This is a genomic window from Pseudooceanicola marinus (assembly GCF_020177265.1).
Lineage (GTDB): Bacteria > Pseudomonadota > Alphaproteobacteria > Rhodobacterales > Rhodobacteraceae > Pseudooceanicola > Pseudooceanicola marinus_A.
The window spans coordinates 875,782-894,013 of the sequence record NZ_JAIVMC010000001.1; the positions used below are offsets into that span (position 1 = coordinate 875,782).

General features: G+C 63.1%; 17 protein-coding genes. 11 read left to right on the plus strand and 6 right to left on the minus strand.

The window, feature by feature from the left end:
- Nucleotides 1-20: 20 nt before the first annotated feature.
- The 3 genes from LC066_RS04090 to LC066_RS04100 all read left to right on the plus strand — a co-directional run bounded on the left by LC066_RS04090 (nt 21) and on the right by LC066_RS04100 (nt 2,314).
- Nucleotides 21-1,121 carry an HPP family protein gene (locus LC066_RS04090; RefSeq protein WP_224896625.1) on the plus strand — a complete coding sequence of 367 codons (1,101 nt, stop codon included), beginning with the start codon at nt 21-23 and terminating at the stop codon, nt 1,119-1,121.
- A gap of 114 nt (nt 1,122-1,235) precedes the next feature.
- Nucleotides 1,236-1,667: a PACE efflux transporter gene (locus LC066_RS04095; protein ID WP_149758410.1), complete on the plus strand. Its 432-nt coding sequence runs from the start codon at nt 1,236-1,238 to the stop codon at nt 1,665-1,667.
- The gene (locus LC066_RS04100; protein WP_149758412.1) at nt 1,664-2,314 is read left to right on the plus strand and encodes a 5-formyltetrahydrofolate cyclo-ligase; all 651 of its coding nucleotides are present in this window, start codon (nt 1,664-1,666) and stop codon (nt 2,312-2,314) included. The genes LC066_RS04095 and LC066_RS04100 overlap by 4 nt, the downstream gene beginning before the upstream one ends.
- Nucleotides 2,315-2,334: 20 nt before the next feature.
- Here the strand turns inward: LC066_RS04100 and LC066_RS04105 are convergent, their stop codons facing one another.
- Nucleotides 2,335-3,081 carry a sulfite exporter TauE/SafE family protein gene (locus LC066_RS04105; RefSeq protein ID WP_149758414.1) on the minus strand — a complete coding sequence of 249 codons (747 nt, stop codon included), beginning with the start codon at nt 3,079-3,081 and terminating at the stop codon, nt 2,335-2,337.
- 103 nt (nt 3,082-3,184) lie between these two features.
- Nucleotides 3,185-3,592, minus strand: a complete 408-nt coding sequence (locus LC066_RS04110) for a MerR family transcriptional regulator (protein WP_149758416.1) — start codon at nt 3,590-3,592, stop codon at nt 3,185-3,187.
- Nucleotides 3,593-3,643: 51 nt separating this feature from the next.
- Here LC066_RS04110 and LC066_RS04115 point away from each other — a divergent pair, with 51 nt between their 5' ends.
- The 3 genes from LC066_RS04115 (at nt 3,644) to LC066_RS04125 (ending at nt 8,572) form a co-directional block, all read left to right on the plus strand.
- On the plus strand, nt 3,644-4,303 hold the full coding sequence (locus LC066_RS04115) for a cation transporter (protein WP_318246702.1): 660 nt from the start codon (nt 3,644-3,646) through the stop codon (nt 4,301-4,303).
- Between the two features lie 1,446 nt (nt 4,304-5,749).
- Nucleotides 5,750-6,199 (plus strand): hypothetical protein, encoded by a 450-nt coding sequence (locus LC066_RS04120; RefSeq protein WP_149758420.1) that lies wholly within the window; start codon nt 5,750-5,752, stop codon nt 6,197-6,199.
- A gap of 75 nt (nt 6,200-6,274) precedes the next feature.
- Nucleotides 6,275-8,572, plus strand: coding sequence for a hypothetical protein (locus tag LC066_RS04125; RefSeq protein ID WP_149758421.1), 2,298 nt, complete (start codon nt 6,275-6,277; stop codon nt 8,570-8,572).
- Between the two features lie 315 nt (nt 8,573-8,887).
- On the opposite strand, the gene LC066_RS04130 is transcribed toward LC066_RS04125, so the two are convergent.
- On the minus strand, nt 8,888-9,910 hold the full coding sequence (locus LC066_RS04130) for a sensor histidine kinase (RefSeq protein ID WP_188129775.1): 1,023 nt from the start codon (nt 9,908-9,910) through the stop codon (nt 8,888-8,890).
- Nucleotides 9,911-10,456: 546 nt separating this feature from the next.
- A complete protein-coding gene (locus tag LC066_RS04135) occupies nt 10,457-11,308 on the minus strand; it encodes a cation diffusion facilitator family transporter (RefSeq protein ID WP_007803328.1) in 852 nt (283 codons plus the stop codon).
- A gap of 63 nt (nt 11,309-11,371) precedes the next feature.
- Between LC066_RS04135 and LC066_RS04140 the strand changes: the two genes are divergently transcribed.
- The 5 genes from LC066_RS04140 (at nt 11,372) to LC066_RS04160 (ending at nt 16,660) form a co-directional block, all read left to right on the plus strand.
- Nucleotides 11,372-11,722 (plus strand): ArsR/SmtB family transcription factor, encoded by a 351-nt coding sequence (locus tag LC066_RS04140; protein WP_007803330.1) that lies wholly within the window; start codon nt 11,372-11,374, stop codon nt 11,720-11,722.
- A 289-nt stretch (nt 11,723-12,011) separates the two neighbouring features.
- Nucleotides 12,012-12,806 (plus strand): hypothetical protein, encoded by a 795-nt coding sequence (locus tag LC066_RS04145; RefSeq protein WP_149755569.1) that lies wholly within the window; start codon nt 12,012-12,014, stop codon nt 12,804-12,806.
- Between the two features lie 103 nt (nt 12,807-12,909).
- Nucleotides 12,910-13,383, plus strand: coding sequence for a hypothetical protein (locus LC066_RS04150; protein WP_224896626.1), 474 nt, complete (start codon nt 12,910-12,912; stop codon nt 13,381-13,383).
- A 65-nt stretch (nt 13,384-13,448) separates the two neighbouring features.
- Nucleotides 13,449-15,284: a hypothetical protein gene (locus tag LC066_RS04155; RefSeq protein WP_224896627.1), complete on the plus strand. Its 1,836-nt coding sequence runs from the start codon at nt 13,449-13,451 to the stop codon at nt 15,282-15,284.
- An 8-nt stretch (nt 15,285-15,292) separates the two neighbouring features.
- Nucleotides 15,293-16,660, plus strand: a complete 1,368-nt coding sequence (locus tag LC066_RS04160) for a hypothetical protein (protein WP_224896628.1) — start codon at nt 15,293-15,295, stop codon at nt 16,658-16,660.
- A gap of 70 nt (nt 16,661-16,730) precedes the next feature.
- On the opposite strand, the gene LC066_RS04165 is transcribed toward LC066_RS04160, so the two are convergent.
- Together LC066_RS04165 and LC066_RS04170 are read right to left on the minus strand one after the other, a co-directional pair.
- On the minus strand, nt 16,731-17,573 hold the full coding sequence (locus tag LC066_RS04165; RefSeq protein WP_149755573.1) for a DUF305 domain-containing protein: 843 nt from the start codon (nt 17,571-17,573) through the stop codon (nt 16,731-16,733).
- A gap of 97 nt (nt 17,574-17,670) precedes the next feature.
- Nucleotides 17,671-18,228, minus strand: a complete 558-nt coding sequence (locus tag LC066_RS04170) for a class I SAM-dependent methyltransferase (protein ID WP_223163021.1) — start codon at nt 18,226-18,228, stop codon at nt 17,671-17,673.
- Nucleotides 18,229-18,232 lie beyond the last annotated feature (4 nt).

Consider the following 18,232-nt stretch of genomic DNA (forward strand, 5'->3'; position numbering starts at 1 on the left):
CGACTTAGGAGGCATACGACATGCGGGCATGGCATCATCTCTATCCGGCTCTGCCGGCATTTCACGGCCGCGAGCAGCTGCGGGCCGGCATGGGCGCGCTGCTCGGGATCAGCCTGTGCGCCCTCCTGGTGAGCCTGGCGGCCAGCCTTGAACTGTCTTCCATCTATCTGATCGCGCCACTCGGAGCGACGGCGGTGCTGGTCTTCTGTGTCCCGAACTCGCCCCTTGCCCAGCCATGGTCGGCTGTCGTCGGCAATGCGACGTCGGCACTCGTCGCACTCCTGGTGCTCCAGGTCGTTCCCGGCCCCTGGTCGGCCGGCATCGCGGTCGGCGCCGCGATCATCGCCATGATGTTCGTTCGGGCTCTGCACCCGCCGGGCGGCGCCGTGGCCTTGCTGACCGCCCTCGATCCGGCACCGGCTCTGGAAGTGGGACCGCTCTTCGCCCTGGTGCCGGTCGGGGTGACCACTGCCGTGCTGGTTCTTGCCGCCATCGCCTACAACAGGGTTACGGGGCGGGTTTATCCGTTCCGCCAGCCCGAGACGGATGACATCGGAGATCCCGCGCTGCGGCTGGGATTATCGACCGAGCAACTGGGCCAGCTGCTCGACCGGTTCAACCAGGCGACCAACCTTGGTGTGGCGGACCTCGGCCGCTTGCTGGCGGCTGCCGAAGCCGAGGCGGCTCAGCACCGTTTCGACGGCACGACCTGCGCCGACATCATGACCACCGGTCTCATCACGGTGCGGCCCGGCACCACACTCCCGGAGGCGGCGCGCCTGTTCCGCAGCCATGCCATCAAGAGCCTTCCCGTCGTCGACGGTGACATGAAGCTGCGCGGCCTGGTGCTCCAGGCGGATCTCCTCGAGACGGTGGCGGCGCAGGACCGCCGAGTAGCCTGGCGGCAGCGGTCCCCGCGTCGCACCGTATCAGACGTGATGCGAAACGCCGACCGCGCGGTGTCGCACGACCTGCCCGTCGGCGCACTTCTCAACCGTCTGGCAGCCCAAGGCAGTGAAGTCGTTCCGGTTGCCAGGGAGGGACGACTCGTCGGAATCCTGACCCGCTCCGACATCGTGCGGCTGCTTCTTCATGGGGCGGAGGAGCGTCCTGCGGCGTAAGAGCCGCTTGAACTGCCGGCATCCGGAACACATCCTCCGGGCAAGCGAGGACGACCTCGCCCGGCCAGACGGTCAGCACGCGGGACGGCCCGAGGAACAATCGGAGCCATTTCCATGCGCAGCACCGCAGATCGTATTCGCCAGGCCGTCAGTTTCGAACTCATCGGCATCCTGATCGTCACCCCGCTCTTCGCCTGGGTTTTTGATCACCCCATGGGCGACATGGGCGTTCTGGTCGTGCTGGGTGCCACGGCCGCGACGGCCTGGAACTACCTCTTCAACCTGATCTTCGATCATGTGCTGAACTGGCGCCGGGGCGATGTCCGCAAGACGCTGCCGCTCCGGATCGTCCATGCCGCGCTCTTCGAGGCAACGCTGCTGCTGCTGCTCCTGCCCATCTTCGCGTGGTGGCTGGATGCCTCGCTGGTCACGGTGCTGCTGATGGAAATCTCCTTCGCGGCATTCTACATGGTCTATGCCTTCGTCTTCACCTGGGGCTACGATACCCTGTTCCCGCCGCAACGCACCGGACGGACGACCGCATGATGGAAGACGAAACCGACGCAGGCACTGCCCCCTGCTTTGCACACCACCTTGTGGACGGGCATCCGGTCGACCCCGAAACGGCGCGGGACGTCGCGCGGTTCAGGCGCGCGGAACGGGCACGGCTGGTCGCCGCGCGTGCGCTCCCTTCGGAAGAGCGCCAGAGGGCGACGGCCAACCTGATCGATGCTCTCGACCGGGTCGTCGCGCCCAGAGCCGGAATGACCATTGCTGTCTACTGGCCGATCCGGGGCGAGCCGGATCTGCGGCCGTGGATGGGCGCGGCCCATGCGGCCGGTGCGCAGGTCCTGCTTCCGGTCGTGGTCGAAGAGCACACGCCGCTCGAGTTTCAGACCTGGTCACCGGGATGCCGCATGACACGGGGCTTCTGGAACATCCTGGTGCCCGCCGATGGCGAGGTGCGCGTGCCCGACATCGTCATCGCGCCGCTCGTCGGCGTCGACGAAGAGCTCTATCGTCTCGGCAATGGCGGGGGCTATTATGACCGGACGCTGGCACGGCTTGACCCGCAACCGCGGATCGTCGGCGTGGGGTTCTCCGCTTGCCGCCTGCCGACCATCTACCCGATGCCCTGGGACGTGCCGATGAGCGAAGCTCTCCTGTCCGACGGGACGCATCTGGAGCGATAGGCCCTCGGCACCCCCGCGCCTTACAACAGAAAGAACACCAGCGTCAGCGCGGCACCGATGCCGACGATCAGGGCCCGCAAGTATTCGGTGTGCTGAATCCGGCGTGCCTGCCGGGCTCCAATGTAGCCCCCTACCGTCGTCGCGACCGCCAGAACGGCGGCGGATTCCCAGGCTATCAAGCCGGCAGTCGCATAGGTGGTGACCGAGACCAGCGAGAGCACGGCGGAGAGGAGATTCTTCAGGCCATTCATGCCGTGCAGATTCTGGAAGCCGATCAGGCTGAACACCGCCAGCAGCATGATTCCCAGTCCGCCGTTGAAGTAGCCGCCATATCCGGCCACCAGGAAGATCGCGCAGGCCGAGAGAACGGGTCCGATCCTCACTCCCCTCGCGCGCACCATTGCCACCAGACGCGGCCCGATGGCAAAGAGCAGCGTGGCGGTGAGCAGAAGCCAGGGAACGATGCCGACGAAGGCCTCGCCCGGCGTGACCAACAGAAGGCCCGCCCCCGCCAGCCCGCCAAGCGCCGCGATCGCAATGATGCTGCCCAGGCCAAGGCTCCCCTCGGCGCGGATGTCGTGCCGGTAGGCCCAGGCGCTGCCGAAATAGCCCGGCAGGGCGGTCAGCGTCGCCGTGGCATTGGCCATGATCGGCGGCACGCCCAGCCAGACCAGCGCCGGGAAGCTGAGCAGCGTGCCACCACCGGCAATGGCATTGATCATGCCGGCGAGCAAGCCTGCGGCGACCAGTATGATGATGGAGAGCATCCGCGCATCCTCGAACCAAACGATCGCGTACATGCTCCGCCACAGGCTTGGTCTGCAAATTGGTCTGCTGCAACGTCGGCTGCGGTAGAACCGCAATGACAGCTTAGTCCGGTGCGATCGCGTCGAGGATGCGGCAGTTCGATATCGTGCCACCGCCATTACAGGTCGCGGAGATCCGGCGGAGCTCCTGTGCCAAGGATTGCAGGTCGGTGATCTTGCGCTCGACATCAGCCAGATGGGTGGCGGTGATCTTGTCCACCTCCGCGCACGGGCGAGCCACATCCGACGCAAGGCTCAGAAGCTCGCGAACCTGATCCAGTGAGAAGCCCAGGTCTCGGCAACGACGGATGAATCGGAGGCGCTCGAGTGCCGCAGCATCGTAGGTCCGATAGTTGCCGACACTCCTGTCCGGCGCCGGCAGCAATCCGATCTTCTCGTAGTAACGGATTGTCACGACCTTCGTCCCCGTTGCCCGCCCGAGGTCGCCAATCTTCAGATCATCGCGCGGCATGACTTGACCCTATAGTTGCTATAGACCGTAGGTAGGTGACAACGCCGATGAATGCGAGACCACCTGATGCCCTGCTGTTCCGACGACACCTGTTCCTCCAGCGCTGCCGCAAGCGGCGGCTACCGCGCGGTTCTCTGGATTGTGCTGGCGATCAACGCGGTGATGTTCCTGGTCGAGATCATCGCCGGTCTCGCGGCGGGATCGGCCGCCCTGCAGGCCGACGCCCTCGACTTCTTCGCTGACGCCGCGAACTACGGCATCAGCCTTTTCGTTCTTGGTCTGGGTATCCGCTGGCGCGCCAGCGCCGCTCTCGTCAAGGGCGCCTCGATGGGACTCTTCGGGCTGTGGGTGATCGGAAGCGTCATCTGGCACGCGGTGCATGGCACGGTGCCGGGATGGGGCACGATGGGCGTCGTCGGGGCCGTGGCTCTGGCTGCCAACGCTGCCTGCCTCGGCTTGCTCTATGCCTGGCGCGACGGCGATGCGAACATGCGGTCCGTCTGGATCTGCTCCCGCAACGACGTCATCGCCAATCTCGCGGTGCTGGCCGCGGCGCTCGGTGTCTTCGGCACCGGTACCGGCTGGCCAGACCTCATCGTGGCTACCATCATGGCCGTGCTGGCGATCCAGGGGGCAGCAACTGTAACACGACAGGCTCTTTCGGAGCTGCGAGACCATAGCAGTCCGGATCCCGCTCCACTCCTGCGGTGACAGAGTCAGCGCCCGATGTGCCGTAGGCCGCCGGCCCCGAACATGACGCCGGCCTGCTGCTGAGGATGATGTTCGGCCGCAGGGGATAATCCCAAGGCCCGGCTCCTCGCCTTCCGAGCCCCCTCGGCTCTCCACAACGGACGAATCGGAGCCTCTGTGAACCCCCTCGGAAGGGCTGATTCGGCCCCCAACGGTCTTCACTTACCCTTGGGAGTACCTTCGAGACGCCTTGCCGCCTCCTCGTAAGCAACTTTCCCCACACGGAAAAAACGTCTCTCAGAGCTTCCCTCGGACGGGCCTGACGCGCATCTTCGCCACACGCCCTGATAGTCCCTTGGGACCAGTTTTCCGCCCCCATGAAATTTCGGGACGCGCGAAACCCGCCATATGTGCCTCTGAGAGCCCCTCTCAGACAAGATATGGCCCACCATCCCATCCCCTTCGGGTCGTCCGAGTTGCAGAATGCTATCGTAATACGAGCCGTAGCACCAAAATTGGCAGCCGCTGCCCCGGAAGATGCCGATCTGATCAGCCTACGGCTGCGCGCCGCAGCAGACCTCACATCTCGACACCCCCGAGACAGCAACCATCTCAACTCCCGCCCAAGGATAGCGGGAGTGTTCGCTCGCACGTCTGCGAGCCAGTGCCGGACCGATCTTGCCAGGTCCTGTTCCAGCCGCAGACCCTGCTGCGCGCCGCAGAGCCTCGTCTGTTCCAGTCCCTGTCGAGGTGCACCCGACACGAAGAAGAAATGGATCGTTCGCCAGCGAGGAAAAAGGATCCGGTTGATTTTTCTTCAAGTGGCCGTCCGGTGCCCGCAACACACCACCAAATCAGCCGCTCCGCGGCTCTTTCAAGGGGGATTCCCTCTTTCTCTTGATTCAGGGGCCAATTCTCAGCGGCGTTTCAAGAACTTAGAAACCCTTCTGTCGCAATTTCCCTGCGTCCTGACGCAGAAAACCCGCGGGATGACGAGATTTCCCCGCGTCTTGTCGCAGAATCCCCGCGAGATGACGAGTTTTCTCCGGGAGGAGAAATTCATGCCAGCACCAAAGTTTGACCCAGGAGCCCGATCCCCTCGATGCTCCGAGCAAAATTTTGTCTCGGACAGGACGCGGTGGCGGCTATGCGTGTTCGCGGGCGCATGACATCGCACCCGTAGCGAGGGATGTCATGACCACCGAGACTTCATGTCCGGGTTCTGAAAATCCCGGACATAACGGGTCCTCCCTGCTGTCATGGTTGGGTGATGATGGCTGCGTTTTCTTCCTCTGCTCAAAAAATCTTGGAAACGTTCTTCGTCTGATCGGGCTCTGGCCAATCTCACAGTCACCGATGCGAAGACCACCACGACCCGGTCAGAAGGACGGACCGAGACCTTGAAGCGGCAGATCGCCGCAATCTAACCAACTCAAGGGAAAAATCATGCATCACCAGACTTCTCGCATGTCCGTCATCGCCAGCGATCTCACGGAGGACATCAGCATCGGCCAAGCCAGCGGGGCGGCCAACACCAAGAACAAGGAGGACAAGTCGGGTCGCCTTATGCGCGCACAGGAGTTTTCGCGCCGTGCGGCACAATGGCTCGTCCTGATCCGTTTCCGCGCGCATGCAGCCGCTCCGTCGTTTTCGACGAGTACGTCACACTACCATGTCCTTCTCGGCGCGGCTTCGTCGGACGCCGAGCGTCTGTCGAGCTGCCGGACGATGCTCCTCTGCGTCGATCGTCAAAGGGCTGTCGAGGAACTGGCAGCGCAAGCGAAATTCGCAGTGGAGCGGCCGGCCGATCCCTACCGTGCGGAGTGGAGGATCACAGGGCGTGGCGCCGTCCTGCACGTGATTGCCGACCTGCTCTCCGAGGCGATCCGAGCATTCGAGAGCGCTCTGGCCGAATGACCTGTTTCTCCTTGGCGGCCGGATTGGTCGCCAAGAGCATTTTTTCGATCTCCAGGATGATCCCATCTGCTCAGCATGACACATTCTCAACCCACTCTGAGCCTTGCCGACCTGCGGATGCGCATCGAAAACGGCACCCTACCCTCGACCGGCAGTGCCTCCATCCTGGCGTTTCTCGACCTCGCGCGCAGCGCGATGGGACCAGAGACATTTCATGACCCCGGGGTGCTCGCTTCGCACGCGTCATTTTCGGTCTCCTTTCCTCCCTTTCCCGACGACGATCTTGCAACGGCCTTCGGCGACGCCGCCCTATACGGTCGCTGCCGGGAAAGCCTCCTGCGGCACGCCCGGCTGGCCGGGGTATGGCCCCACGAAGACCCCTACACGCTCCTGAACCAGCTCGCGCGGGAACGCCGCCTGCCCAGCGTGAACCGGAAACTGATGGAAGAGATATTCCCGGGAACGACCTTGCGAGATGTGACGCGTGAACTGGCCATCGCAGCCGACCGCGATCTTCGTGATAGGAAGAGGAATGCCTTCCGGAATTCGTTTTCGACAATCGACAAGCTGAGAAATGACCCGCGCGTGGTCGCGGCCGGGATCCTTCGCCCTGAAAAAGCTGGCCCCTTCCCGGCCTATCGCGATGGCGACAAACACCGCATCGAATTGCCGGCCGTGCTCGCGGCGGTTCGAAGACGCCTTCCCGTCGGTCATGCCCTTCACGCCCGGCGCGCATTCGAACTTGCCGTGGATTTCGGATTACTTACGGAAGACGGGCCGAAGCCCGGCTGGTCGCTGAGCCTCGAGGATGCGACGAGATACCATGTCGCGGTAAGCCAGCAGATCTCTGCGAACACCGCGGCTCTCTATCTCCGGACGCTGCTCTCTTTGCTTCGATGCGCCGAGCCCGCGGCTGTGTCCGAAGATATTACTCCGGACCGGGTGCGTCGACCCGAACGCCATAACGCGCCCGCTGAGCCCCGGAAACGAAAGACAGACAGAAAACCGGTCGTGTTGCCATCCGCGCTCGAAGCAGAAGTTGAAGCCTTTGCGAAAGACCGCTCCGCAAGCTCCCGGCGCGTGAAGGACTTGCGCCGGGTCCTGCGCGACCTTCTGGACGCCGGCATCGACATCGACAGCCCCACCTGTCTGCAGGACTCCGTGGCCTTTTTCGAGACCAGGGTGGAGGAACGCGCGGACCTCACGCTCCGCCACTACAGGACCGTCCTTCGCACCTTCTTGGCGCATACGCACCGGCTTTCTTTTTGGGAGGGTATAATCTCCCGCGCCAAGGGCACGATTGCGAGTGGCAACGACATGCAGGGCCTGCTGTTGGTCAGGAAATATGCCGAATGTGCCAAGCCACCAATACCGCCCGACAAGATCGACGTGGATGTCGCGCGGGATTTCCTCTTGAAGGCTCAAGCGGTCCGAGATGTCCCGAAATGCCTCGCCGGGCTCGCGGCGCTCGATGTCTTGCGCAAGGAGTATCCCGAGCTCTTGCCGGGGCCGGCGATCGGCGACCAGCACGACTGGCTCCGCCATCGCCCCGGTGACATGCCCACAGCCCTGGAGAACTCCTTGCGGTCGATCGCCGAAGCGGCGGGATACGGCGCATTTGGTGTGAAGGAGCTGATCACCGCGGCGCGGACCCTGGTTGATCTGACGTCCGACAAAACGGTCTTCGAAGCCCAGATCGACATCATTCCATGGCGTAACCTGATCGCGGCGGCTGCCGGGAGTCATCCACGGGAAATGCTCCATTACCGCGCACCATTGCAGCGTCTGGCCGATCGGGTCAGCCGCGTATGGATGCCCGGATGGCAAAACCTGCAAGCCAGACTCGTGGAAGCCGGCATCCCGCGCGCCGAGAACCCCGTCGACACAATAATGGAGGTGGCAGGGAAATCGGGGCTCGAGCCTTGGCAGCTCGACCGCGAATGGGCATGGATCCACGAACGGTCGCTGCGGCCTGACCTACGCCGGAAGTGGGTCCGGGCTGTAGACAACTTCGACGCCTTGCGGACCGTGTCGAACATTGCCGCAGACAATCTTCTGCCGTCTGAAAAACTCGGGCCGATGCCCAAGACCGGAAACAGGCTGAAAAATGCTCATTTTCCGCTGCCGCGCAGGTTCGAGGCCGCGCTCCAAGGCGAGACCAAGCAGGTTCTGGAAGCCGCGCATTTCGTCTGGCGCTGCTTGCGAGAGTTCGGGGACCATTCGTGCGGGGACGATCCTTCGACAGGTATGCTTGTGTCAGACGAAGTCCTTGAGCGGATCATACGCGAGCAGCCCTTTATGACGCCCGCGTCGGCCCGCCTTCACGTCGCGCGGATCCGCGACTGGCGCGAAAGCCGCCCAGGAGCGTTTTAGACTGGACGATCTCGCTCAGGATGGGAGTGATGTCATCAGGGATTGTCGTGAATCGGTCGTGTCAACAATTACGGAAACGGGGATCCTATGCGGCATCCGCAATCAGAAGCGGCTTGCGGCATCGTTCTTGAATGTTTCCAAAAGGCCTGAAGCGGCGCTGCGGCAGAAGGCGCGACCTCTAAGGCATGACACGATGACGCGACCGGCCCGTTGCGCACATTCGAACGAGGCCTCTCGAGTTGTGACGCGCGTCACCAAGCCCTGACAGCCTCAAGATACTTCGGCGCACTTCTCCATCGGGGCCAGATGGGGCTCCTATGTCTGCAAGCCCGTCACGGCTCTCAGGTCGAGGTCCAGCGTCGCTGACATGCCGTCCGGGCTGAAGTCCCTGGAGAATCTCCCTGCGAGCGAAGAGCCAACCGTGCTCTGGCACATGCGCGTTCCGAAACCCTCGTGACCTGGTTCGCCAGACGCGGGCTTGGTGGCGCAGTCTTCCGTCCACTGAACAATCAGCCGATCGTCATGCTCATGCGCATATATCGCGATGCCGTGTCCTGCTTCGGAGAGGCCTCCGTATTTGACGGCATTGGTCGCCAGCTCAAAAATGACCAGTGATAGGGGCGTGATGGCGGCCGGGCAGACTTTGAGCTCCGGCACATCCAGTGTTACGGAAGCGCCCCCGCTGAAGGGTTCCAGGATCGAGTTGATGAGTTGGGCCAGAGCTGTGCCCTCCGGCCGTGCTCCAGCGGGATCATCAACGGCGCGCGCATGGACCGAGGCCAACGCGAGGAGGCGCTGGCGCATTACCGTGACAAGCTCCTGGACACTGTCCGCCTGCCGCGCGGCAATGGATAGGAGACCACTGGCCACCGCGAAGGAGTTTCCGACCCGATGGCGCATTTCGGAGAGAAGGAGCTGCTGCCTCTCTGCAGCTTGGCGTTGCAGCGTGATATCCCGTGCGATCTTCGATGCCCCGATGATTTTCCCGTCGGCATTGCGCACCGGCGAAACAGTGAGCGAGATTGGCACGAGGCTTCCGTCCTTGCGCTTCCGGATGGTCTCCAAGTTGGAGATCCGCTCGCCTCGGCTCAGCCGCGCGATGAAGCCGGCTTCTTCGTCCATACGATCATCAGGAAAGATCAATGTTATCGGCCGCCCGATGGCCTCCTGGGCCGAGTAGCCGAAAAGTCGTTCCGCCCCCGGGTTCCAGCTCCGAATGACACTGTCGAGCCCCTTCGTGATGATGGCGTCATCTGACCCCTCGACGATCGCGGCGAGGTGTTGCTGAAGGCTTTCTGGCGCTTCGAGTTCTGAGAATACACTCTGTGTCATCGTCATCGCAGTATACTTGACCCGCAAATATTGAGGCAATTTGTTTGGCGCAAGCCACAAGCCACAAGCCACACGCCACGACGCAAGAAAGTGACAAACTGAGCGTGCCGACATGACCATTCTGACACCCGCACCTTTCCTACCGTCAGTAGCTCATGGAATCCGATCCGTGGAGATTCGCGAGCGCCGGGTCGTAGAAAGCCCTTCTGACGGCGTGCCCCGGCCAATTCAATGACTGGTTGGAAGGCGATCCAAAGATGGCGTTGGTCGCAGCATGCGAAGTTCCTACGTGCCGTGAAGTCGTTTCGCCTTCAAAGCGAACTGCGCTCCATGCCTGGTATTGAGGTCATGCGAATGTCGGCCAAGAGCTCGAACCGGTCATGCGGCGCGGCAGCCGCACACACACAGGGTCGCCCTCAGGCACGATGTTACTTCCGGCCCAGAGCGGGCATTTGACCAGGGTGCGGCGAAGGTCGGCTTCGAGCCCGACTCACCGATGCTGCGGGGCGCGCGAATGTCGGCTTTCGTCCGGCGCGTCGCACCATGATGGAGTTAGTCAGCTTCCACCAAGTCACTCCGGGCATCGCGGATGATCATCCACGACGAATGCAGGAAAAGCCCCGCGATCGCGAACGCGACGATCAGGTCGGGCCATGCACTGCCAAGCCACGCGACCAGCCCGGCGGCGATGACCACGGCGAGGTTGCCGATGGCGTCGTTGCGAGAGAACAGCCAGACGGCTCGCATATTGGCATCACCCTTGCGGTGCTTTAGCAGCGGCAGCACCGCGAGGATGTTTACGATCAGCGCACCTACCGCGAAGGCTCCCATCAACCCGGCTTCTGGCGTGGTCTGGTTGAGGACACGCCAGAGCGTGCTGCCGACAACGCCAAGGCCCAGAAGGCCCAGAAACACGCCTTGGATCATCGCCGACCGCGCCCGCCATGTCAGGCTCCAGCCGATGGCGAGCAGGCCCAGAAACGTGATCGCACCATCGCCCAGAAAATCGAGCGCGTCTGCCTTCAGCGCCTGCGAACCGGACAAGAACCCGCCGAACATTTCGACCACGCCGTATCCGAGATTGAGCGCGACCACGATCCAGAGCGCGCGGCGATAGCTCGGGTCCTTGTAGGCCGGATCGGACGATGTATCGCCGTCCTCGATCTTCTCGAAACCGTAGCCGGTCGCGTCGAGCGCGGGCCGCACTTTCGGCAGATCGCCGTCCGCGATCCGCAATGTCATGATGTGGGTGGCGGCGGACACTTTCACGTCGCCTTCGGCCACGCCCGCAGACCGGGCCGCGCGCTCGATCTCGGCGGCATCTTTCGCGCAGTCCATGCCTTGCACCCGCATTCGGATCGGGGAGGAGGCTGTCGCCAACTTGCTGTTATCGGGCTGGCTCATGTGCGATCCTTTTTGTGGTGGCGGGCGAAAAGGTACGCTGCTAACGTATCAGTGGATAATGATATGACAGCGCAAAACATTCAAGACGATCTTTCGGCACCCGATACACTGGAACTGCGGGCAAAGCTCTTCCGGGGCCTAAGCGATCCCAGCCGTCTGACGATCCTCGATGCGCTGGTGTCGGACGAACGCAACGTGCAGGAAATCGTCGGGCATACGGGTTTGGGTCAGCCCAACGTCTCGAACCATCTGCGCTGTCTGCTGGAATGCGGGCTGGTCAGTCGCCGCAGCAAAGGCCGCTTCGTTCGGTATCGTCTGGCGGACAGGCGGGTCGCCGATCTCATCCGTGATGCAGATCAGCTACTTGCCTCGACAGCCAACGGAGTTGATGCCTGCCAAAGCTATACGGACTAACCGGCGCGACCTGCTGCAATGTCCTATCGGTGCGCCAAACCTGAAGCAGCCATCTGCGCATCCGCAGCGAATGCACCCTTTGTCCCGCAGATTTACCGTTCGACCTGTCCGCAGCGAATGACCGCTCCCCGCCCACTCTTGCGATGGCATGCGCTGTCGCGGCGGCTGCGAAGCATGCGCAGCCAACTACAGGAAGGTCCGCAGAGCCGATCGACACGATCTGCGGATACCCCCGGTTCTTTTTGTCACTCTGCGATCGGAACCATCTCCTGCAAAACAGGAGATGCCCATGCTTCCCTTCACGCGATTTCACGCCGCGACGCTCCTCGACCTGCACACTTGGTCGACGCTTTCGCGCAACGAGGTGCGCCCCTTCCTTGCCCGGTTCGCCATTGAACCGCTCGGTCGAAAATTCCCGATGCTGAGAGTTTATGAGCAACTGCTCGGCGTAACCCCATCGGATCCCCTCGAAGACGACATGCTCGGCCGGGGCCTGGTGCGAGCAACGAAGGCAGCGGAGTGGTTCGGTGTCTCCGGCGACGTTCTCCTGGACCAGCTCCGCGCGCCCGGCAATTCATACCCCCCGCTCTACGCGTTGGGGCCGAAGCGAAATCTGATGCTGAGGGCGCAGGTCGAGCAGCTTCTGGCGAGCCCCAGAAACGCATTTCATGGCCTGGACCCGATCCCTGGACATGCTCTGCCCGCCTCGCGCCTGGCGCGGACCCTCGGGGTTCCGCAAGCCCGGATCGACGCGATGCTCGCGGACAAGGACGTTCTGCCCGCGCGCATCATCAGCCGGGGACGCGTCCGCTACATCCTCTCGGACGTGGCGCACAGGCTCGCGTCCTCAGGTGAGGACCGCGTCACGGAGGAAGACCCCCGGGCCGAGGAGACAATCGAAGACGGCTCGGAAGTCGCGCCTGGCGCCACCGTCGGCGCGCCTGACGGCCTGTTCGCGGAGACCACGGCCCGCGCTGCCGCCCAAGCCGAAACGCAGCTCTCCTGCACAGGATCCGGCGCAAATGCACGCCGAGGCGATGGCCTGCACGGTGCGCCGGTCGAGGCGAAACTGTCGGGAACATAAGGGGTAGCTTAGTTCCCGGATATTTCGACTCGACTGCACATTTTCGCTTCGTGTGCACGCCAAGCGACCAATCTTCTCATTGAACCAGATGAAAGGAAATCCAATGGTTCCCAAGACCAAACACCAAAGCCGCATCGTTGCGAACCCGCTCGCCCAGGCGCCATTCACGCTTCGGGAAGTGTTCGAGCACGAACCCGATCGGCGCCTACAGTCCGCCCTGCGCCGGCTCGAGACCCTCCTCGACAGGCCCCTCGAGAAGATTCCCGCGGACATCGCCTGGTTCGATGCGCACTTTCCGCGCGGCGGCTTCGACGGTGCCAAGGCGCCCTGGACCCGTGCCCAAGCCTACCAAGCTTGGCGCAACGCCGTCCGCCGCGCCATCCGGCGGCACGTCCTCGCGTTAGGCACGTCCGTCATGCGGATCCGTCACGTCCAGGCGAGCCTTCTCTCCCGGACGAATGCGCACCCCCACTCCCCGATCCCGGCAGGCCAGCTTCTCGGGCCCACTGGCGTCAAGCGCACCAGGGCCCATTACGCGAATTTCCGCAAAACCGCAGCCGCACCTAAGTCCGACTGAGCCCCGAAATCGCGCGGCCGTCCGGAACGGCAGCCGCCTCCTGACAACCCGACAAGGAATACCGAATGGGTTTTTTCTCCAGTGCCGCGCAGGTCGCCACGGGCGTTGCAGTGCCAGCCTCAAAAACCATGCAGACGGTGTTCGACGAGACCGTCAACGAAACCGAACGCACCCGCATTTCCCGGGTCGCCGAGTATTTTGACGCCCCGCTCTCAACCCTCGATGGGGGTGAGGTCGACCTCCTGACCTGGTTCGACGCGAACTTCCCGGCACTCAAACAGATCGGGGCTGGACCGCTGCCCGGCTCAGGTCGGAGTTTCTGGCAGTCGAAGAGCAGCTATGCAAAGTGGCGCGAGGTCGTCCGCCGCAGGATCCGGACCACCCTTGGTCTCGTCGCTGCGAAGAAAGCATTGCGGGAGCGCATTGACGGCTGGACCCCGTTCCTGGCCCTCCTGGAAGAGCTCTCAAAAGACCATGGTCCCGTGCATCCGGGGACTCTCGGCGCGGTTCGGACCTTCTCAGACCGGGCACGGTCGGCCGGCCTCGACCCGATGGATCTGACCCCTGACACTGTTCCGCCATTCCTCGACGCGATGTCCACCCACGAGAGCGATGCATCCGCGACAGCCCTCAGGGCGCTTGCGCGCCATCGCGTCTTTCCGCAGATCGCAGCACATCTGCCACCCGACTTCGACCCAACCTATCTTGTTCCGACGGCCCGCACGCCCGTGCCCGAGACCGTGCGCAAGATGATCGCCGAGATGGTCGAGGCGGCACGCTACAACAAAAAAACCTACGATGATGTCTCGCAGAGTTGCAGCGAGAATTTCAATCAGGAGACGGCCAAGACTTATTGCGCCGCCTTGGTCGCAGTGGCCCGGGCCGCGCAGGAAACCGGCAAAGCAGACCTGGCGTCGTTGAACTGTCTCGACTCGCTGTTCGAGACCCCGGTTCGCATTGCCACCATCCGCCACTGGATCGACCAGTCCGAAACGGATGTGGGGTTCAGTCTCAGGACCGCCGCGGATTACGTCCGCATCGTCGCACAGGTCGGCAAGGCCAACGGCCTCAAGACCAAGAAGTGGCGGAAGAACCTGAAGAACAATCCCCACCTGCAGGAGGGACATGCGACAGGGCAGAAAATGTCCCCCAAGAACCGGACCTTCTGCGAAGGTCTCATTCACAATCCCGGCGATGTCCGGACATTCCTCCGGCAGCACGTGCTCTACCAGGACCGGGCGAAAGATATCCTCGCCACCGACAAACCCCTCACCGCATCGCAACTGCGCGCTGCCCGGCGCCTTTCGACCTGCGCCGCCTTTGCCGCGCTGGAAATACGCGGCGCAGGCCTGCGGAAAGGCAGTGCCCTGGCCGCGGAATGTGGTGGCGTGAGCCAGAACCTCTTCCGGAAGACGATGGGCGAAAAGAAGTTTTTCGAGCTCCGGGTCGCCAAGAAGGACATGAAGGGCGAGTATGTCGAGCTGCCGCCGATCCACATCCGGGATGACAAGTATTGCGGCTACGAGGTGATTGACTGGTATCTGACCACAGGTCGACCGCTCTTCGACTTTGCAAACCCGGAGTTCTGCGAGGAGAATAAATGCGCGAGGGCCACGCATCTCTTCCTTTCGGAGCGATCCGCCCGACCTCTGTCCGGGTCAATGCTCTACAAGTGGCTCACACGCAGCAGTGCGGAGATTGGCCTGCCGATGTTCCCGCACAATTTCCGGCACGGGTTCGCGACGCTCCTGTTGGCGCGGTCCTGGAGCAACCGGGGGCGGGCAGCCGCCTATCTCGGCTGCTCGGTCGGCGTGCTCGACACCTATTACGGCTGGATCGACAAGCGGCAGAAACTCGAGGAGGTGCAGGATCTCCTGGCAGAGGCTCTGGCCGGAAAATGAGCCGCCATGTGATCCTGGCCAAACCACACTGGCAGCCCAACGCCGCGTCGCCGATTCTTCTCGGCATGCCGCTCGCCGAGCTGCAGGCGCTCGACAGCCTGGTCGAGTTCATGATCGAACATGGCTGCGCGGAACTCACGCCGTCCGACTGCCGGGTCTGGGCTCGCCTCAATGACGGCGCCGCCGCCATCGGCAATGCCGTCGCGGCAATGATCAAGACCGACGGTCCCGAAGCCCTGCCGCTTGCGTCCCTGCGTGCGGCAGAACAGTCCCTGACCGCTTGCACGCGCTTCGCCGGAATCTCGCGTGAGCCGCGTCGCGACTATGAACGGACCATCTCACTCTATCCAGAAGACCTTCCGGCGGAATGGCAACAGCACCTCGCCCGGATCCGGGACCGCAGAGAAGATGGCGAAATCAAGCTGGTGCCGGATCTCTACGACCGCATGACCCGGAAGCTCTGCCAATACGGCTGGTATCTGCGGGAAAGCGGGCTGGCGCAGGACTTCGAAATAGCCTCGCTCCGAAAATTCTATACCTATGAGACGACGAGAATTTCCGCCCGGGGCGCGCCACTGAGCACCTCAACCATCATCGCGACATTCGCCGATCTCAGGGACTTCCTCCGGCTCTCGAAGGCCTACCCGAAGCCCCTGATCAAGCAAATCGACAAGCTTCTCCAGAAGCTGCGGGACCGGGCCAGCGTCGAGACGGCGCAGAAGTTCGCAGCCCTCGCCGCGATCGATATCACGACGATTCATCCGCGCGCCGAAGCAGTCCTCGCAGAGATCGTAAAGCAAACCAACCCGGCAAGGCGAGCCATCAAGCGCAATAGAGCCATGGCAATCGCGGTGCCGCCGCTGACCCCGCTCCGCCGCGAATGGCATGATCTCAGGTTCGGCCGGGACCTGGTCTGGACCGAGGGCCGTTACCGCCTCCGGGACTACAAGCTCCGCAAGACCCGGCATCGTCCCGGCCGAGAGGAATACCCCGGTTCGGTGCATCCGAGCGTATGTCATTTCGTCGACGCCCGCCTGCTTCAGGATGATGACCCGAAATATCTCGATACCTTTCGCGAGATCGCCGAGCAGCACGAATGGCCGCTATTCGTCCATCCCGACGGCACGCCCGTTGCCGAGAATTACGTGTCGCAGGTCTGGTCCTCGGAGTTCGGAACCGGCGCTCACATTTGCAGGTCCATCGTCTACGACGTGGTGTTCGCCATCAGCGAGGACGCGACGCTGGCCGGCATGTTGATGAATGACCACACCTCGCAGCAGGCGCGGAAGAAATACACCGGCGACCGCGCCAAACAGGCCTCCCTCGCAGCCGCCGGAAAGGAGATCGACGACATCTTCGATGCCTACAATGGATGACGTGGAGACTCCGCGCGATACCGCAACGCAGATTGTAGACGAGACAGTCCGGGTGCCGTCACGCTCGCCGTCAGCCGCACGACCAGAAACCCCGGTAGCCTGCAGTCAGCCCCGCATCGAGGGCGAAGGTCAGTTCCGCGTTCCCCCGCCAGTCCGCGTCGTCTCCGAGCGGCCGAACCTCAATCTCCATGCCATCGGAGGCAAAGCCGGCCTTGCCATCGGACGATTGCAGACCGACAAGGACACCATTGAGCTTGGTCACGGCTTCGCCGTCCGGTCCGGACCACAGGATGGGGTCGGCCTCGGGACTGCGGTTGAAGCGGCATGCGCCCGGCGCGTCGATGACCCGGCTCGCCTCCTCCTCGGGGAGCGGCGAAAGGTCAAGTTTGGAAATCAGGGTGTTGTTCAGGGCGTCCTCGACGCTGCCCGGTTCGGCGGCGGGGTCTTCGTAGATGTCGTTGACCAGGTTGCCGCCGGAGACATCCGCGATCAGATGGCGCATCTGTGCGATCTCCTTGCGCTGCGCGGCGATGATCTCGTCGGCGAGCTTGCGCACGCGCGCGTCCTCGATCCCGGCCCGCTCCGACGTCATGACCGCGATGGAATGGTGCGGGATCATCGCACGCATGTAGCTGGGCCCGCTGACGGTGACCTGGCTGCGCACCAGCCAGAGAGATCCGGCAAAGACGACCGCCGCGCCAAGAAAGATGGCGATGTTCAGCGCTTTGCTCGAATACATTGCCAGCATGAAGGACAGCATCACGATGGCCATCGTTGTCCCCATCAGGATGGCCATGTAGGCGCGCGTCTCGGAAAAGAAGAGATGCTCCCACGCGTAGGTGTTCAGATACATCAGGACGAACATGATGATCGTCGAAGTCGCGATCATCAGACCAAACCGAATATAGGACATGTCGCCTCCTCAATTGCCTTTAATTGAGTGTGAAACAACACTCCCGCGCTGGAGGGTTCCCCTTGTCGAACCTCGGGCCGGGTCTGGGACCGACGGCTCAAACCCGTCGGAGCACAGCGAACTCGAAGTTTTGGGTTACCCCTCCCGGCGTCTCGTGCCGGTGCCTTCGCGTGTCCAGGAGCGAGAACTCAGGTGCGAAGAAGTCCGACAGATCGTCCGCGGACCAGCGCCTCACCGGCAGGCCGCTGCACCGCTCGGGGCCGTCTGGCGCGAAGGTGCCTATGATCGCCACGGATCCGGGCACGGTGGCCGCCAGCATCGCCCGGCGATAGGCCTCCTGGCCGGACTCCGACACGAGGAAGTGCATCACCGCCCGATCATGCCAGACATCCCAGTGACGGGCCGGCTTCCAAGTAGTGACGTCGGCCACGATGAAACCGACCCGATCCGCCAAGGAGGCGAGGCGCTTTCTCGTCCGCGCGAGCGCCGATTCGGAGATATCCAGGATCGACAGGTCGCGATAGCCTGACGCCAAGAGCGCATCCGCAAGGCGCGAAGCCCCGCCGCCGATGTCGATGACCGATGCCGCGTTGCCGCCGCCGTGGCGCTCTATCAGATCAAGGCTTGGCTGCGGCACCGCCTGGAACCAGGACACGGCC

Excerpts from the sequence above, each read along its gene's own strand:
- LC066_RS04135 (WP_007803328.1), bottom strand. The coding sequence starts at position 11,308 with ATGAGCCAGCCCGATAACAGCAAGTTGGCGACAGCCTCCTCCCCGATC.
- LC066_RS04090 (WP_224896625.1), top strand. The coding sequence starts at position 21 with ATGCGGGCATGGCATCATCTCTATCCGGCTCTGCCGGCATTTCACGGC.
- LC066_RS04120 (WP_149758420.1), top strand. The coding sequence starts at position 5,750 with ATGTCCGTCATCGCCAGCGATCTCACGGAGGACATCAGCATCGGCCAA.
- LC066_RS04110 (WP_149758416.1), bottom strand. The coding sequence starts at position 3,592 with ATGCCGCGCGATGATCTGAAGATTGGCGACCTCGGGCGGGCAACGGGG.
- LC066_RS04140 (WP_007803330.1), top strand. The coding sequence starts at position 11,372 with ATGACAGCGCAAAACATTCAAGACGATCTTTCGGCACCCGATACACTG.
- LC066_RS04100 (WP_149758412.1), top strand. The coding sequence starts at position 1,664 with ATGATGGAAGACGAAACCGACGCAGGCACTGCCCCCTGCTTTGCACAC.
- LC066_RS04155 (WP_224896627.1), top strand. The coding sequence starts at position 13,449 with ATGGGTTTTTTCTCCAGTGCCGCGCAGGTCGCCACGGGCGTTGCAGTG.
- LC066_RS04095 (WP_149758410.1), top strand. The coding sequence starts at position 1,236 with ATGCGCAGCACCGCAGATCGTATTCGCCAGGCCGTCAGTTTCGAACTC.
- LC066_RS04115 (WP_318246702.1), top strand. The coding sequence starts at position 3,644 with ATGCGAGACCACCTGATGCCCTGCTGTTCCGACGACACCTGTTCCTCC.
- LC066_RS04165 (WP_149755573.1), bottom strand. The coding sequence starts at position 17,573 with ATGTCCTATATTCGGTTTGGTCTGATGATCGCGACTTCGACGATCATC.
- LC066_RS04105 (WP_149758414.1), bottom strand. The coding sequence starts at position 3,081 with ATGCTCTCCATCATCATACTGGTCGCCGCAGGCTTGCTCGCCGGCATG.
- LC066_RS04130 (WP_188129775.1), bottom strand. The coding sequence starts at position 9,910 with ATGACGATGACACAGAGTGTATTCTCAGAACTCGAAGCGCCAGAAAGC.
- LC066_RS04125 (WP_149758421.1), top strand. The coding sequence starts at position 6,275 with ATGACACATTCTCAACCCACTCTGAGCCTTGCCGACCTGCGGATGCGC.
- LC066_RS04145 (WP_149755569.1), top strand. The coding sequence starts at position 12,012 with ATGCTTCCCTTCACGCGATTTCACGCCGCGACGCTCCTCGACCTGCAC.
- LC066_RS04150 (WP_224896626.1), top strand. The coding sequence starts at position 12,910 with ATGGTTCCCAAGACCAAACACCAAAGCCGCATCGTTGCGAACCCGCTC.